The sequence below is a fragment of the Novosphingobium jiangmenense genome, from assembly GCF_015694345.1.
GTDB classification, from domain to species: domain Bacteria; phylum Pseudomonadota; class Alphaproteobacteria; order Sphingomonadales; family Sphingomonadaceae; genus Novosphingobium; species Novosphingobium jiangmenense.
On record NZ_JADQDC010000020.1, the window covers coordinates 1 to 15,865 of the forward strand.

At 56.0% G+C, this 15,865-nt stretch carries 11 protein-coding genes, 1 pseudogene and 1 other annotated feature; of the genes and pseudogenes, 2 read left to right on the top strand and 10 right to left on the bottom strand.

All coding sequences use genetic code 11. The features are described from left to right. Positions 1-390: 390 nt before the first annotated feature. The 9 genes from I2488_RS18755 to rfbB form a co-directional block, all read right to left on the bottom strand. The gene (locus I2488_RS18755) at positions 391-2,208 is read right to left on the bottom strand and encodes a glycosyltransferase family 2 protein (protein WP_196277320.1); all 1,818 of its coding nucleotides are present in this window, start codon (positions 2,206-2,208) and stop codon (positions 391-393) included. Positions 2,209-2,331: 123 nt separating this feature from the next. Then, positions 2,332-3,192, bottom strand: coding sequence for a glycosyltransferase (locus tag I2488_RS18760; RefSeq protein ID WP_196277321.1), 861 nt, complete (start codon positions 3,190-3,192; stop codon positions 2,332-2,334). A 141-nt stretch (positions 3,193-3,333) separates the two neighbouring features. Next, on the bottom strand, positions 3,334-4,827 hold the full coding sequence (locus I2488_RS18765; protein WP_196277322.1) for an oligosaccharide flippase family protein: 1,494 nt from the start codon (positions 4,825-4,827) through the stop codon (positions 3,334-3,336). After that, positions 4,824-5,921 (bottom strand): DegT/DnrJ/EryC1/StrS family aminotransferase, encoded by a 1,098-nt coding sequence (locus tag I2488_RS18770; protein ID WP_196277323.1) that lies wholly within the window; start codon positions 5,919-5,921, stop codon positions 4,824-4,826. The genes I2488_RS18765 and I2488_RS18770 overlap by 4 nt, the downstream gene beginning before the upstream one ends. Then, on the bottom strand, positions 5,921-6,346 hold the full coding sequence (locus tag I2488_RS18775) for a sugar 3,4-ketoisomerase (protein ID WP_196277324.1): 426 nt from the start codon (positions 6,344-6,346) through the stop codon (positions 5,921-5,923). Before I2488_RS18775 ends, I2488_RS18770 begins: the two co-directional genes overlap by 1 nt. After that, the gene (locus tag I2488_RS18780) at positions 6,346-6,900 is read right to left on the bottom strand and encodes a GNAT family N-acetyltransferase (protein ID WP_196277325.1); all 555 of its coding nucleotides are present in this window, start codon (positions 6,898-6,900) and stop codon (positions 6,346-6,348) included. The genes I2488_RS18775 and I2488_RS18780 overlap by 1 nt, the downstream gene beginning before the upstream one ends. Positions 6,901-7,278: 378 nt before the next feature. After that, positions 7,279-8,145: a glucose-1-phosphate thymidylyltransferase RfbA gene (gene rfbA, locus I2488_RS18785; protein ID WP_196277326.1), complete on the bottom strand. Its 867-nt coding sequence runs from the start codon at positions 8,143-8,145 to the stop codon at positions 7,279-7,281. After that, positions 8,142-9,068, bottom strand: coding sequence for a dTDP-4-dehydrorhamnose reductase (gene rfbD / locus I2488_RS18790; protein ID WP_196277327.1), 927 nt, complete (start codon positions 9,066-9,068; stop codon positions 8,142-8,144). Before rfbD ends, rfbA begins: the two co-directional genes overlap by 4 nt. Further along, complete coding sequence (gene rfbB, locus I2488_RS18795) at positions 9,065-10,138, bottom strand: dTDP-glucose 4,6-dehydratase (protein WP_196277328.1); 1,074 nt, start codon at positions 10,136-10,138, stop codon at positions 9,065-9,067. Before rfbB ends, rfbD begins: the two co-directional genes overlap by 4 nt. Positions 10,139-12,225: 2,087 nt before the next feature. Here rfbB and I2488_RS19830 point away from each other — a divergent pair. Then, positions 12,226-13,164, top strand: a complete 939-nt coding sequence (locus I2488_RS19830) for an ATP-binding protein (protein ID WP_196277329.1) — start codon at positions 12,226-12,228, stop codon at positions 13,162-13,164. Between the two features lie 12 nt (positions 13,165-13,176). Here the strand turns inward: I2488_RS19830 and I2488_RS18805 are convergent, their stop codons facing one another. Next, positions 13,177-13,884: a response regulator transcription factor gene (locus I2488_RS18805; RefSeq protein ID WP_196277330.1), complete on the bottom strand. Its 708-nt coding sequence runs from the start codon at positions 13,882-13,884 to the stop codon at positions 13,177-13,179. A gap of 485 nt (positions 13,885-14,369) precedes the next feature. Between I2488_RS18805 and I2488_RS18810 the strand changes: the two are divergent. Beyond that, positions 14,370-15,549, top strand: a pseudogene (locus I2488_RS18810) (IS3 family transposase). Further along, positions 14,591-14,717, top strand: a sequence feature (AL1L pseudoknot). (Overlaps the previous pseudogene by 127 nt.) Positions 15,550-15,865: the final 316 nt, after the last annotated feature.

A 15,865-nucleotide genomic window follows, 5' to 3' on the forward strand; every position in this document is an offset into this window, starting at 1 on the left:
ATAAGCAATGGCCCGCTTCGCTACGCCCTACGGGCTCCGCTACGCAGCCCATTGCTTCAACTGCGCCGATGCGCAAAACAACCGCCCGGCCCTAATCCCAGCTGGCGGAAAGCTGGGGGTCACGTCACATGCCACCAACCAAGCGGTCACGCCGCCGAATACCCCATCTCTTCCGTGAACCTTGTTCGCTTCATCTGTCCGTCCTTTTGATGGGCCGGATTCTAACCAAGCTTGGAGGAGAATCAGGGGGGCACGTCAGCGCGACCGCCGGGGCTTTGATCAGAGCCGGATGAATGTTCGTGGCAGGTCAACCGTCCCCGACGTCCTCTTCCCGGTGTGGATACATCTGGTCGAAGCAGCTTGGAACGCCCAGAGAATACCGGCGCCGCTTCAGATCGAGCGTATCGAAACGAACTCGCTCTGACGATCGAGGTTCGGGGAGTGATAAGGGTCCCTCGCGAGATAGGACGGCCACCGTGCAGCGAAAAAGTCAGCTTCGATATCAAACTCGGCACGCTTTGCAGCGCTCACCATATAGCCTCGTGAGCGGCTTTCATGATGGTACAATTCGGCGTGGGGCGTCCAAACATTATCATAACCGGCCTCACGCACGCGCAAGCACAAGTCTACATCGTTCAGCGAAATCTTCAGGTGTCGTTCGTCGAACCCGCCCACCTGCTCAAACACTGACTTGCGGACAGCAAGGCAGGCGGCAGTCACTGCGCTCAGGTTTTGGGTAACCTGAAGTCGATCCCTGAAACCGCGTTCCGTCCGGGATGCGCCCCGATAAGGGTGACAGGCAACTCCTCCCACTCCCACAAATACGCCAGCGTGCTGAACCGTGTCATCGTCGTAGTACAGCTTCGCACCGACACAACCCACATGATCTTGCATCGCGTAGGAGACCAGAATCTCAAGCCAGTCCGGACCAATCACCTCCGTGTCGTTGTTGAGAAACACAAGGACGTCCGATGCGCAGCTTTTCACAGCAAGATTGTTCATCGCGGAAAAGTTAAAGGGTTGATCATACTGCAATAACGTTCCTCCGCGCTCGACAAGCTTTCCGTAAATCTCGGACAAGCCCGGGTGGTCGGAGCCGTTATCAACGACGACAACATGATAGCTGGGATAATCTGTCTTGTCATGGATGGATTCAAGGCATCTGTCCAGAACGTCCGGCATGTTTCTGTTGGGGATGATGATGCTGACGCGCGGTGGCGGAACGGGAAGGTTGTACCTTATCCTGAAAAGGCCCAGGCCCATCTCTGGCGTCACGATCGCGGATCTACCCGTTCTGGCGAGGTGACCGCTCAACGCTCTCATCGCATCCGTCGTACGCTCCGCAACGTCTCTTCCATGCAATGCAGAGCGTCTGACATTCCGATGATAAAGAACATTTGGCACGTGGTGAATCTCGTGATGCCCCAACTTCTCGCTGATGCGCAAGTAGAGGTCATAACTCTCAACTTTCTCAAAACCTGGCTGCCAACCACCAACAAGAAGTACGTCTTCACGCTTCAGGGCAACACAATCTCCAAGGTAATTGCATGATCGCAGAAGATCGGGAGACCAATCTGGCTTGAAATTGGGGTTTTCTCTCCTGAGGGTAATTGCGTTGATCTCATCTTCATCGGCATAGATCATTCGCAATTCCGACCGGCCAACAATCGCAAACGCAAGTTCTAGAAGCGCGGTGGGCTCCAGCAAGTCTCCCCCGGGCAAAACCATGATCCAATCCCCACTTGCCTGCTGGAGTGCCAGATTCATGGATTCCGACCAAGGGCGGGCGAAAGGAGCCGATACTCGCTGCACTCTCAAGTCGGATGTCGCAAGCCGATCCAACTCCTCCAGATAGAAATCTTCGATGTCTGAGCAAACGCAAATGAGTTCCCAGTTCGGCCAGACCTGATCCAAAACGGTTGCAACTGCGAGCAATGCATCCCTCGCGTTGCTACGGTCAATCGCGTGAATGATGGTGAATTTGGGTCCTGGTTGCGAAGCGTAATCCAGAATGTCCAGCATGCGCCGGGCATCCTTGCCCGGTTGCTCGAATCTTCTAATCCATCGTTGATAGCCGGGGTCTACGTGGAACAGTCTCAATGCTCCGCGATAGACGCCGCCAGGCCCCTGGGATGAAAGCGTGCTGATGGCGCGCCTGACCACTTCCCGCAGCCCACCACGGCGTTGTATCTCCTTGATGAAATTCATGTCCGTTGTCCTATTCACACCCAAGCCGTTGCCGCAGCGCTACGTGGGTCAACGCGGGTCAGGTGCGGATTGAGTTCGAGCTCACTCCAAGGTTCGGCCTGACGATTAATCGCACATGCAATGTCAAATCCTCCTGGTCCGGGCCCGTCTCAAAAGAAGCCGTCCGTAAAGTTCGGCGTTTCCTGGGCTGACCGTGCGCAGCAAGCGGCGCATCGACCTGTCACTGCCGGCCCGAACAAACTCCTGAAACGAATTCATCCGAGGATGCTTGGCGAACATGGCTTCAAGCCCATCCAGCATCACTGGCATATTGTTATGAAGATTATCACCGTGTAGCCTGTATTCAAAAAGCTCTTGGCCAACAAAATGAATCTTGTATCGACGCGAAAGCCTTAGGAGAAGATCCCAATCTTCAAACTTCAGATTCTCGTCAAATCCACCAAGAGAATGGAGCGCGGCAGCCTTGTATAATAATCCCATTGCCGGTATCCAGTTGGATACAAGAAGTTCGCGATAATTATTTTTACTGATTGGCCTGGGGTAGATGTCGGAGAACTTTCCAATCCTGCGTCCATTCTGATCAATTACCAGTCCATCACAATATGTTGCCGCGAAAGCTTCATCCAGTCCTCCAAAACCCCGTAAGCAATGACTTGTTTTCTCCGGGAGATACATGTCATCGCTTGCCAGGAACTGGATGAATTCACCTGAGGACAGCTGTAGGCCACGGTTGAGGGTTGCGCAGACCCCGGCGTTGTCCTGCGTCTCGAAAATGATCCGATGGTGCGAAGGAGTGGCGGAAAGCTTTCGCTCGATGGCGGTTCGTGTCCCGTCGGACGACCCATCGTCGATTATCACGATCTCCATATTCGGATGGCTTTGCGCGATCACGCTGCCAATAGCATCGGCCACATAGGTTTCGTGATTGTAGGCCGGGATGATGGTAGTGACTAACGGAGGCGGCAAAGCTGATAGTCTCGACATCTTCGGTGGCCTCGGCTTTTACCCACCCAAAAAGGGTGAGCGTGTTGGAAAATGCACGGTTGGCCGCTCCTGCATGTTCGGTTTGCGGCGATGCGAAACGCTGGCGTTGGGCTACGAAACGCGTGGATCTCTCCTGACGCCTTATCCTTCTCGCCTGTCGACACTTCCGCCTGCCTCTTCAGGGGATGCACTCAAGAGCTTGGTTCTCAAGCGCTTGAGTGCAATCAGACCAAGCGAACCTGCAGATACAATGGATGCGACCAGCCCGTAGACAGGATTTACCCAGGACAAACAAAGAGTGCTTGCTGCTGCGACTGTCAGGATTATCGCAAGCGCAACCACGTAGCGCGACCAAGGGCGTTGAACGTGCCTTGCTGCGAGATACCTGATGAGCGGCAGGTACAGCATATAAAGCATCAGATAGGCTATGCCGGGCGCTGCAATGCCTGTAACCGGAAGAAGCAGAAAAGTTCCGACAACATAGATGCCCATTGCTGTAACTTCTGCGAAAAGGAATTTTCGGGCTTCGCCCGCCGACAGCAATACGTATCCGAGCGGCCAACTCACCAGTTTAAGCAGATCACCAAGGAGCTGCCAGCGCAGGATTACGACCGCTGTGCCAAAGCTCTTCGCATACAGAACTTCAATGAGCCATGGTGCGATCCCAAGCATTCCAATCAGGATCGGACCACATAGCAGCAGGGCCACTTCGGTCTGTTGCGAGACAATGTCCGATGCACTTTTCTGATCGCTTATTGCTCCCGTCAGGCGTGGAAAATAATCTGTCGCCATGGCGGTCAGCACAAAGCTGAGATAAGTTGCACCTATTGCCCAGGCTGCCTGGAATGTACCGGCGGAATCAACGCCCAGGTCGTTGATAATCAGACTTCTGACGACCAAGGGCCCCGCCGTGGCCGCCAGACTGGCGCCGACTACCTGAACGCCACTCAAAATCATTCCAAGACCGACGCGGTCGTTGCGGGATCTCGACTCTGGTTTCGGTAGTGACTGCATCGCGCGCCCTGCGAGGAACCTGGCAACGACTAACGAGAACAGCGGAGCTGTTAAAATTGCCGCGAGCAACGCCGCCGATGGGGCCTGTAAAGCTGCAATTGCCACTGTAACCGTGCTCAACAGACCGGCGAGCACCTGAACTCGCGCAAGCGCTGCGATTTCCCGCAGTCCCGCTAGTATTGCAGTTGGTGCTGCCGCTGCAACCGAAAGTGCAATTGCTGGAGCGAGCCACGCAATCTGTGCAGCGCTTACGCGCTCCCCCGCAAACACGTTGGCAATCCAGCGACTTGCAACCCAGACTGCCGCAGCGCTTGTCATCGCCAAGAAGGTGGTCATGACCAGAAGCCAGCGGCGCAAAAGCCAAACGTCTCCGGGCCTCTCCTGTGCTGCACACCTCGCGATTTCCCGTGTGCCGGCTGTATCAAGACCGAGGCTGGCAACTGTCGTGCACGATTGAACCAGGCTTTGAAAAAGGCCGAACAGCCCGACGCCGGACGGTCCTAACGTAACGGCGAGTATCTTGGCTTTTGCAATGCCGGAAACGATGTTGACAAGCGAAGCCAGGCCAGTGGTCGATGTCGAACGCAGGATGGTCCGGTAGTTGTTACGCGTTGCTGTCATTTGAATCGATTAACCGCATCTATGACCTGCGAGACTTGCTGTTCAGACAGGTGGGGCCCGATTGGTAGGCTCAGCAGTTGGTCAGCCTGGCCGGCGGCAATGGGAAATCGGTTCGGGGACATCCCAAGTCTTGCATAGGCTGGTTGCATGTGGGGCGGAGTGGGATAATGAACGAGTGTCTCGACTTCACAATGGCGAAGATGAGCCTGGAGCGCGTCGCGCCGTTCCGAGCGCACTACAAAAAGGTGCCACGCCGGATCGACTCCATTTGCTACGGCCGGCACCGTGACGATCTGAGAGTCAAGCTCTTGGAGGTAACGGCTTGCAATGGCGCGGCGCCGCTGGACCCACTCATCGAGGTACCTGAGCTTCACTTGCAGAATGGCCGCCTGTATCGGATCGAGCCGGGAGTTCACACCAGGGATTTCGTGGCGATACTTTACGGTACTCCCATAATTCGACAGTTTGCGCACTTCGTCGGCAAGGTCCCGCACGTCCGTTGTGATAGCGCCGCCGTCGCCCATCGCTCCAAGATTTTTCCCAGGATAGAAACTCCAGCAGACGATGTCGCCATGTGCTCCTATTGGCCGACCCTTGTATAAAGCCCCATGTGCCTGGGCGGCATCCTCAATCAAGGGAAGACCAAGCTCGTCAGCGCACGCCCGGAGACCATCAAGGTCAGCCGGCTGCCCGTAAAGATGCACGACGATTATCGCTCGGGTCCGCTTGGTCACAGCTCTTCGCACTGCACAGGCATCGATATTATACGTTGTCGGGTCGGGCTCGACGGGAACCGGCTGAGCACCAATTATGGAGACGGCTAGCCAAGTCGCGATGAAGGTGTTTGAGGGGACGATTACCTCGTCGCCGGAACCGATGCCAAGGCACCTGAGCGCAAGCGTAATCGCATCCAGGCCATTGCCAAGGCCTACACAGTGGTTCGCGTGACAATAGGCGGCAAAGTCGTTCTCGAAAGCTTCAACTTCGTTACCGTTTATATAGCGTCCGGAATCCAATACGCGCAATGCTGCTGCATCGATCGCCGGCTTCAACTCTCGGTAGGCCGCCTTTAGATCGAGAAAAGGGACCGTCATCAAAGCTTCTCCCGAACTGCATTCTGAAAAGTTGAATAATCTCTGTAGTAATCTTGTTCATCGTATGGCTTAGAGGCAAGTACCATGCAGACAGCTCCCTGACTGAAGCAGTCCATTTCACGCCAGATCAAACGGTTTACATAGAGACCTTGTCGCGGATTACGCAACCAATACGTTGCGGTCGTCGAACCATCATCGACTTTTACCCGAAAGCTTCCAGATAATGCGAAAATGACCTGTTCGAGGTCCTTATGTGCGTGCCCTCCGCGCTCTGCATCGACCGGCACGTTATAAAGGTAGTATACTCGCCGGATGTGAAATGGCGTGTGCCGATCGCCTTCGATAAAGGTCAAATCTCCCCTGGGGTCCGAGATGACGGGTAGGTCGACCAACCGAACGACAGCAGGGTCGAGTTGTCGAGGCATCAGCCAGCCTCCAGTTTGAGAACTTCGCGCAGCCGTGGTGCTGACGCCCGGTAGTCGCTTGCTGAGTACTCGAAATAGTAATTCTCCTTGTCGGCACCGGTCTCCTTCATGCCAAACCTTCGGTAAAAGCGGATCGCAGTTTGGTTACCCCGCCGGACGTTCAAGACGCACAGATCCCTTCCGAGCGTCTCAAATGCAAAGCCGAAGCTCAAAATCGCACTTTCGAGAGCCGCCAACCGCGGTCTGTCTTGGTGCAGTATCCAACTCCCCCATATCAGCTGGGTGCGTTCCAACTCATACAGTCTCACCAGCCCGCATGGTTTTCGGCTACCAACCTCCTCGATCAGGAAATAAAATTCTTCCGACCGGGCTTCCCGCTCCTTGTATGCTTCGATCCAAGCCCGCTGATCGTCGACCCCACCTGAGACCGGGCTGATGAACCGATTGAGTGCAGGGTCCGTGCGAAGCAGATAGACGAAAGGAGCATCTTCGGGATTAACCAAACGCAAGGAAACAATGTGCCCATCTATGCGAAACATCGTTGTAGCATCCATATGAATGTGCTCAGCTAGAGGTTTGAATCAAAAGGTTTATGGCTTGGACATTAGGCCAGAACTAATGATTCTCGTCGACACATTAGACCTGTTCGACTCTGTGTTGAACTGATTTTCAGATCAATGGGCGGAGTCCGTCATTCATTCGATCGTTAGAGGCTGTCCGTGACAGGCCGACCGTCAACGGGTGCGTCTGCAAAAGGAATGCCGCCGGATACTAACCGTGGGACACCGACGCTGACCTCTGGCGGCATCAGGGCTTCGCAGTGCTTGAACGATGTCCCGCAGGACGATCTATACAGGCTCTAGGGGGGGCGAAGGACCTTGACTACCGTTCGCAATAGGAAGGCGCCTGCCGCATGGAACACGGTGGCTGTTTCAGGTTTCCAGCAGGCGTGAAAGATACGCGGAATACGGACTCTTGCCGTGCTTCGCGACAGCAACTTCGACGCCCCGCTCGTCGATGAAACCCTGGCGATAGGCGATCTCTTCTGGGCATGCGATCTTCATGCCCTGCCGCTGCTCGATAGTTGCGACAAAATCCGTAGCCTCTCGCAGGCTGTCTGGCGTACCGGTATCCAGCCATGCAAAACCCCGCCCCATCACCTCGACATTCAATTTGCCTCGCTTCAGGTACTCACGGTTCACATCTGTTATCTCCAGCTCTCCCCTTGGCGAGGGCTTGAGATTGGCCGCTATGTCGACGACCTGGGAGTCATAGAAGTATAACCCTGTAACTGCCCAGGATGAGCGAGGGATGTGTGGTTTTTCCTCGATGGACACTGCCCGCTGCGAGTCGTCGAATTCGACCACACCATAACGCTGAGGATCGTTCACGTGATACGCAAAGACGGTTGCACCTTCCTCCCGGGCGGTGGCGGCTTTCATCAGTTCCGGCAGACCATGTCCAAAGAAGATGTTGTCGCCCAGCACCAGGCAGCTCGGGCGACCCGACACGAAATCGGCGCCGATCGTATACGCCTGAGCAAGTCCACCAGGATTGGGTTGCGTGGCGAAGGATATCTCCATTCCCCATTGGCTTCCGTCGCCAAGAAGGTGTCGAAATGCCGTGGCATCCTGCGGCGTGGTGATGACCAGAACCTCCTTTATCCCTGCGAGCATTAAGGTGCACAGAGGGTAATAGATCATCGGCTTGTCATACACCGGCATCAGTTGCTTCGAGGCCGCCATCGTCATGGGAAACAGGCGCGTGCCACTGCCGCCAGCAAGGATAATACCCCTCATCGTCTAGTTACCTCAGCTGAAACAGATAGAGAACGGGACTCGGCAAGGATTCTCGCGAGGACCCCTGGTAGCGAATGTCGCCAGCCCGGGAGCGCATGATTATGGACGCTCGCCAGGCGTGAGCAGTCCAACCTGGAATTCGCCGGGCGAGAAGCCCGGGTTGGGTAGTCGGCCGTCGCTATTTCGATAACCTCTGCATGGGGGCCACCTTGAGAGCGGGATAGATCGAAGATGCCCTTGGCAAAATCGGCCCAGCTTGCTTCTTGCATTCCTGCGGCGTGGAAAACTCCTCGTAGGGCAGGATCTCGTGAGCGAACCATGTTTGATCCGACTGCGATCACAGCTGCGGCAAGGTCATGTGCCGAAGTAGGGTTGCCGACCTGGTCACCGACAACGGATACAGCTTCGCTACGCTGCGCAAGGCGTAACATGGTCTTGACAAAATTGGTTCCAAACGGGCTGTAAACCCAGGCCGTCCGCAAAATTGCGTGATCTGAGCATGCGTTTGCCACTGCACGTTCGCCCAGCAACTTCGAATAGCCGTAAACACTCCTAGGGGCTGGCTCGTCATGTTCTCTCCAAGGACACCCGTTCTCTCCCGAGAAAACATAGTCGGTGGAAAGATGGATCAATGGTATGCGCAACTCGTCCGCACAGATGGCGATCTGCTCCGCTCCGCCCACATTGGCCGCCAAGGCACGTTTCTCATCCGTCTCAGCCTGGTCTACAGCTGTGTAGGCAGCTGCCGATACGACCAGATCGGGCGCCGCTGCGGACATCAGACGGCGAACCGTCGAGACGTCGCTGGTCGCTAGGTCGAATTGGGGGCGGGCAAGAACAATCGCTTTATGACCCTGGGCCTTGGAGCACTCCATAATGGCACGAGTGACCTGGCCGTTCCTCCCGGTAACAAGAATCTTCATGTTTCGAACCTGGATGCGACCAAGTCCTCGCGCAGGCCGAGCCTGTCTCCGGCATAGCGGCTCGACAATGGCTTCCACCACCAGTCGTTCTCCAGATACCAAGCAACCGTCTTGGCTAACCCCGTCTCGAAGGTTTCCATCGCGCGCCAGCCCAACTCGTTCTCCAGCCGCGAAGCATCGATGGCATAGCGGGCATCGTGGCCCGGCCGGTCCTGAACGAACTCAATCAGCGTCTCGCGGGGGCGAGAGCTTGGCTGCAGCTTGTCGAGAATCTCGCAGATCGAGCGCACCACGTCGATGTTGCGCCGCTCGTTTCTGCCGCCCACATTGTACGTCTCACCAGGCTGTCCCTTAGTCGCAATGAGATCAAGAGCGCGGACGTGATCCTCGACGTAGAGCCAATCCCGGATGTTTTCCCCGGTCCCATATACAGGCAGCGAACGCATCGAAATGGCGCTGAGAATTGTTAAAGGAATCAGCTTCTCGGGGAAATGGTACGGACCATAGTTGTTGGAGCAGTTTGTCGTGATGATCGGCATTCCGTAGGTCCGGTGCCAAGCCTTGGCCAGATGGTCCGATGCGGCCTTCGAAGCGGAATACGGGGACGATGGATCGTATGGGGTGGTCTCGGTAAACAGTCCAGAAGGTCCCAGCGAGCCATAGACTTCGTCGGTCGAAACATGAATGAACCTGAACGCGGCCCGCTCGGTATCGCCGAGCTTTTCCCAATAGGCCCTTGCAGCGTCGAGTAGCGTGAACGTTCCGACAACGTTCGTCTGTATGAAGGCCGATGCGCCCGTTATCGAACGATCGACGTGGCTTTCGGCTGCCAGGTGCATTATCCGATCTGGAGCGAATGTCTCGATCGCCTTGCCCATCGCTTCCGCATCGCAGATGTCGGCATGCAAAAACTGATAGAGAGGGTTCGATCTAACCGACAACAACGACTGTGTGTTGCCGGCATAAGTCAGCTTGTCGATGTTGAGGACCTGATATCCCATTTCCCCTATCAGGTACCTAACGAGAGCTGAACCAATGAACCCCGCTCCGCCGGTAACTATTACGCGCACAATACTAATTCCTCTACGATACGCGGCGAGACAGCCCGCAGTTAAAGAACGCGGAGCCAGCGGTGTACGGCACACTCCCGGCTTCGTCTCTCAAAGGACTGTCCATGGTAAGCTACTCTGGCGGAGGATTCATGATACTTGTGGGTGGTTGGCTTACTCCTTGGGGTAGAAGGGGCTGACCAGATAGCGACCAAATGTCACGACAGGCTAGGCGATCGGCCACTATGCTTGACGTGTCATCATGTCATACGTCACCGGCGCCAGAGCGTTTCCAACAGCCCCAGAATCGCGAGGGGTTCCGCCGGTATTGCGTCTCTGATTGATCCTTTTCGCTGGATAGAAGGCCAGCATGATGAGATCTGCCTCTGTCCAAGAATTTTGCACGACGGGGTCGTTTCCGCGACTGAGGGTAGCATGAGTTCCCGGACTCCAGCCGCTCGTTTGGGGTTGGCACAGCGGTTCGCTGGCGGCTGTCGGCTGGTGAGTTTGGCAGTGCGGTTGGGGTAAGCCGGGTGGTGATAGGCGCTCTTCAAAAGCCGATACTCATGGGGAGCATCTCTCGGTACTGCTGGCGGGCAACGGGGACATGGCTCTGGCAGAAATCCAGTCGAGCCTGCCTGGGCAAGGCGTTCACATCGGGCTCGACATACTTTAATGGTCTTTTGATGGCCGGGTGGCACCCGCAAAAGAAGACCGGGCCCGATCAAGCAAGACCGTCCGGACATTCTGTGCCCAGGCCGGTCTTGTTACCCCAGTTTGATCTGGAACCCGAGCGGCTCGTATCATCGACGAGACCTGGACCGCCAACAACACGGTCCGCAATCGTGGGCGGGCGCGAAGGGCGAGCCTCCAAGAATGGGCTGCCCCGCGGCTCTCGCGAGGCGAACACACTTGTCGCTGATTGAGCAAGACTGGCAAGGTTGCCCCAATGAGGCTCGGCGGCTCCATCAATGGCGACCGGTTGCAGGCCCGAGGGGCGCAGGTCCTTTTCTCAGAGCTACGGCCAAGTGAGGTGGTTACCATTGGAGATCTGTGGAGACATAAGCGCGTATCGTGATCGGATGGAGGCAACCGGCGCTCACCCTGCGGTTCTCTCGGAGCTAAACGCCAATCCTCATTCCGATCGACAAGGCTGTATCGCGGGTCAAGGCCAAGCTCCGCAAGTCGGGTGAGCGAAGCGTCTTCGGGCTTTATGACCACCTCGGAATACTGGATGATTTCGTCAAACCCGCGAATGCGCCAACTACTCCCGCTCGTCGGATCTGCATCAGCATGATCGAGGAACGCTCGAGGCAATGGTTCCCTGACACAGACCCTAAAACCTGTCATGCTGGCCAGATTATGCGGCTCAAGACAGGGTATCGATTAAGCTTTCTCTGTCATCTAACCAGACGGCGTGAGAACGCGTCCGGCCAACCGGGTAACAATCGATTGCAAGCGGTGTGATATCAAGCCCATTCCACAAAATGCGCAGGTAGTTGGCTTATACGATCTGAAGCCTTTCCATCGACTTTCAAGATTGCGGAATACAAAGCCATGCTACGACTGCGATGGCAATCCAAAGCAAAAGCGATAACCCACTGATCACTGAAACCGCGCACAGTGGTGACAGGCGAGCCTCCCGGCGACGCAATGCTTCATCCTGCGCGATCTCTTCGGGGGACATCTCAACGCTGACTGATCTTCTCAGTCGACTCATAAAGTTGCTCATTTGCGCACCCCGAACAGATGCGAGGAAGCTTGGGCCCCCTCAAGTGGTCAGCTATCCCTGATACCTCACTCCGCAGGGGCAGGGCACTAGTCCGCTTGGATAAAAAGTCTTAAGCTGTACTATGTTTTCTGCCGAATCGATTAGCCATGTCGCACAACTAACCGGAGATGAGCTTTGGTCGGCGGTGGACAGTGTTATCGCACGGCAGATTTCAGTCCGGGTACACCCGCTGGCAGGGCCATGAGGGGTACAATGTGAAGGCCGCACTTTCAAAGCAGATGCCTCAACCTCTCCATGGGTCGCGAATGTACAGGGTAGATTTCCTGGGGGTGACCTCTCTGGTCCGGAGTAGACTCAGTTTTAGGAGTAAGGTTTGGTGAGAGCTGTTGAAGATGAGCTTTGCTGTGTATACACCGCCTTTGCGCCCGAGGCGTTTTCTATCGGAGGAAATGGAATTTTTGTTGGTACTGATCTTGCTGCTTGTCCCAAAGGTTTGGTTTCGAAAAGACTGCCTCAAATTGCTTCGGCCGTGAACGGAATGTGCCGGTGCGAGCATAAGGCTGGTAATCCTCGGCCGGGGAGGGGCACTAAGTATTCTCTCGATGTCGAGAGGTTAGAACGAATTTCTGTTGTGGAAAGGCTGGCAAGTTCAATCACACACGAGATAAATCAGCCCCTCGGGGCCGCCACGACATTCATAAATGCCGCCATGCGCTGGCTTTCGCATCCAACTCCAAATCTCGGTGAAGCTCGTTCAGCGCTCAATCGCGCTGCCGAGCAAGTCAGTCGGATTACATGCGTTGTCAATCCCGTTCAGGCGCTGACCCAAGTTTCTCCGTCAGGGAAATCCAGATGTGATGTGGTCAAAACCATTCGCAGCCTTCTGCCGTTATTGCAGGGCCAACTTTCAGAGCACGAAATTGAGATCAGTCTCTTCGATTCCACCCGACCTGATACTTCGGAAGTGGCTCTCCATTGCACCGAGGTCAGTCAGATATTGCTTAACCTCATCACCAACAGCATCGATGCTGTCTCACAGAACATCGGCCAGCGTTTGATCTTGATCCGGCTATCCCGCTGTGCGAACACGATGCTTCGTATTGAGGTCGAAGACAATGGCCCCGGTATAGTTCTCGCTGATATACCGGCGGTCTTCGAGCCGTTCTATTCCACGAAATCCAGTGGAACCGGACTTGGTTTGCCAATTACCTCGGCCATCGTAGAGCGCTGCAAAGGTTCCATCGAACTTGAGAGCGAACAAGGGAAGGGTACGTTGATCACCGTCTTGTTGCCACTTCTTGAGGCGGGATGCTGAGAAAACTCCATCTCATCGTTCCCCCATTGCGATTTCGAGCCCCTCAGCGCCAATCAACGTCCTTGTCGATGGCGTGAAGCGATCTGAAAGCGAATCCACTACGCGGGCATCGGCCAGGTGTCCGAATGTTAGAATCATTTGGCTTATGCTCGACACTCCTAGCTTGATCATCAAATTGCGGCGATGCACCTTGACGGTTGCCTCTGACAATTCGAGTAGGTGGGCGATCTGCTTCCCGAGATAGCCCTGGCATAACAAGCTGAAGACATCGAATTCGCGCGAGGAAAGGTTCTTGACCAGAAGGATGGACGCCTTTTGCGCTTCGGAAACTCTGCGTTGCTCCCGGCTAAGATCGAGTGCTCGACTGATACCATCGAGCAAGTCCTGTTCCCGAAACGGTTTTGTCAGAAACTCTACCGCCTTTGCCTTCATCGCCTGCACTGCCATGGCGATGTCACCATGACCGGTAATGAAAATCAAAGGGACATCGATCCCGTTCTCATTTAGACGTTTCTGGACTTCCAGACCGCTTGGTCCTGGAAGCCGTACATCGAGGACAACGCAGCCCTCAATTCCAGGCGTAATGCGCTCTAGGAGCTCTTCCCCTGAACTCAATGTCTCGACGCTGTACCCCACGGAACGGAGAATCGAGTCAATCGACGCACGGGTGGGTTCATCGTCATCGACAACGTAGACCTTTTCACCGCTGCGTATGCTCATAGGGCCCGAGCTCCTCCTTCAATTGATCAAAACAGGCAAGTGGGTTCGGCGAAATGGAGGGCGCCTAGCATTAATATTGTCCGATACCTAATAAAAGTTACCTTTTAGGTTAGATGCAATCAGCAGAGGACCGCGATTTTGTCGAGATTCAGACAGGACATGGTTTCCTTGACAGCCATCTGGGCGAAATGCGGATAGCATTCTACTCATTAGGACTAATTCATTGCATAGTCCTGATCAGTGACGCAATCAAGTCGGTTTTTTAGGAGTGTGTGAAGCAGACGCGCGGGACAGTTGATTCTGTCGATGGCTCGTGCTGACTGTCCAAGTAGCGCCACACAAACCTTGAGGCCCCGGAAGCTTTGCGTTGTTTGAGCCGGTAGCATCCGCGCCCCCGGTGGCACTGCCAGCGAAAGGTGAGCGACGGGCCCGGACTGAAGCGTCCCGGGTTTTCCGGAGGCTCCTATCTGTGAGAAGGAGCTACAATGAGCGCTACAAGGAACGAGTTTTCGCCTGAGTTTCGCGACCGCGCGGTACGGATGGTTGATGAGCATCGAGCGGACTACCCGTCGGAGTGGGCGGCGCTGACCTCGATCGCCAGGAAGGTTGGCTGCACGCAGGCGGCCAATGACCGGGAACGCCTCAAGTTGCTGGAGCAGGAAGTCAAGGAGCTGCGGCGGGCCAACGAGATCCTGCGCAAGGCGTCCGCGTATTTTGCGATGGCGGAGCGAGCCAGAGAGCTTGGGCGCCACGGCAGATGATAATTGCGTTCATAGACGCCCATCGCGAGGACCTGGGTATCGAGCCGATCTGCCGTGAACTGGCGATCGCCCCATCCTCCTATCACGAGCATGCTGCCCGCCTTGCTGATCCTGGCAAGCGTCCTGACCGTGCTCGGCGGGATGACGAGATGCGGGCACAGATCAAGCGCGTCCATGAAGCCAGCTTTGGGCTCTACGGCACGCGCAAGGTCTGGCACCAGTTGCGGCGCGAAGGTGTGGTGATCGCCAAGTGCACGGTGGAACGGCTGATGGCAGCCATGGGCTTGGCAGGTGTGCGGCGGGGCAAGAAGACCATCACCACGCTCAGCGATCCGAAGGCGCCATGCCCGCTGGACAAGGTCAACCGCGAGTTCCGCGTCAGCCGACCCAATGCTCTGTGGGTGGTCGACTTCACTTACGTCCACACCTGGGCGGGGTTTGTCTACGTGGCCTTCATGATCGATGCCTATGCCCGGCGTATCGTGGGCTGGAAGGTCAGCACGTCGGCTACCGCCGGCTTCGTGCTCGACGCTCTGGAACAGGCGATCCATGCCGCAGGCCCGGTCCCGATGACCGGCTGATCCAACATAGCGACAGGGGCGTTCAATACCCGGCCATGAACTACACCCAGCGCCTCGCCGAAGCCAATCTCGTGCCGTCCGTCGGCAGCGTTGGCGACAGCTACGACAACGCCTTGGCCGAAACGATCAATGGTCTCTACAAGGCCGAGGTCATCTGGCCGCAGCGATCATGGCCGAGCGCGTCGGCTGTGGAAATGGCAACCCTGCGCTGGGTCGATTGGTTTAACCACCATCGCCTATTCGGACCCATCGGGCACATCCCGCCTGCCGAGGCCGAAGCCAACTACTATGCAGCCAACGAGACCCTCGATATGGTGGCATGACCCAATTGAAACTGCCTCCGGGGAACCCGGGGCGCTTCAGACTCCACCACCTGCAAGTTGTCGGCGCAACTCACGAAATTGGTTGGATCCGTCATTTACAGAGGATGTCAGGAGCTATAGCCATCTTCTTGCTTGTGTGCCTGCGCCTGTGCTTGGGGCCGGTACCTTGCTCCCGCGCGGCGCAGTCTCTTTCGACTCGCCGACGTTGCCAGCACTGCTCGCAGGAGGAGCCGCAGAGTGCATGCCGGCGTGATATATTCGATCGCCCTCGCGGCGGTGCAGCGGATCGATGTCTCGTTCGATGTCGCGCGTGCGA

Coding starts and splice junctions, on each gene's coding strand:
- I2488_RS18755 (WP_196277320.1), bottom strand. CDS start 2,208: ATGAATTTCATCAAGGAGATACAACGCCGTGGTGGGCTGCGGGAAGTG.
- I2488_RS18760 (WP_196277321.1), bottom strand. CDS start 3,192: ATGTCGAGACTATCAGCTTTGCCGCCTCCGTTAGTCACTACCATCATC.
- I2488_RS18765 (WP_196277322.1), bottom strand. CDS start 4,827: ATGACAGCAACGCGTAACAACTACCGGACCATCCTGCGTTCGACATCG.
- I2488_RS18770 (WP_196277323.1), bottom strand. CDS start 5,921: ATGACGGTCCCTTTTCTCGATCTAAAGGCGGCCTACCGAGAGTTGAAG.
- I2488_RS18775 (WP_196277324.1), bottom strand. CDS start 6,346: ATGCCTCGACAACTCGACCCTGCTGTCGTTCGGTTGGTCGACCTACCC.
- I2488_RS18780 (WP_196277325.1), bottom strand. CDS start 6,900: ATGGATGCTACAACGATGTTTCGCATAGATGGGCACATTGTTTCCTTG.
- rfbA (WP_196277326.1), bottom strand. CDS start 8,145: ATGAGGGGTATTATCCTTGCTGGCGGCAGTGGCACGCGCCTGTTTCCC.
- rfbD (WP_196277327.1), bottom strand. CDS start 9,068: ATGAAGATTCTTGTTACCGGGAGGAACGGCCAGGTCACTCGTGCCATT.
- I2488_RS18805 (WP_196277330.1), bottom strand. CDS start 13,884: ATGAGCATACGCAGCGGTGAAAAGGTCTACGTTGTCGATGACGATGAA.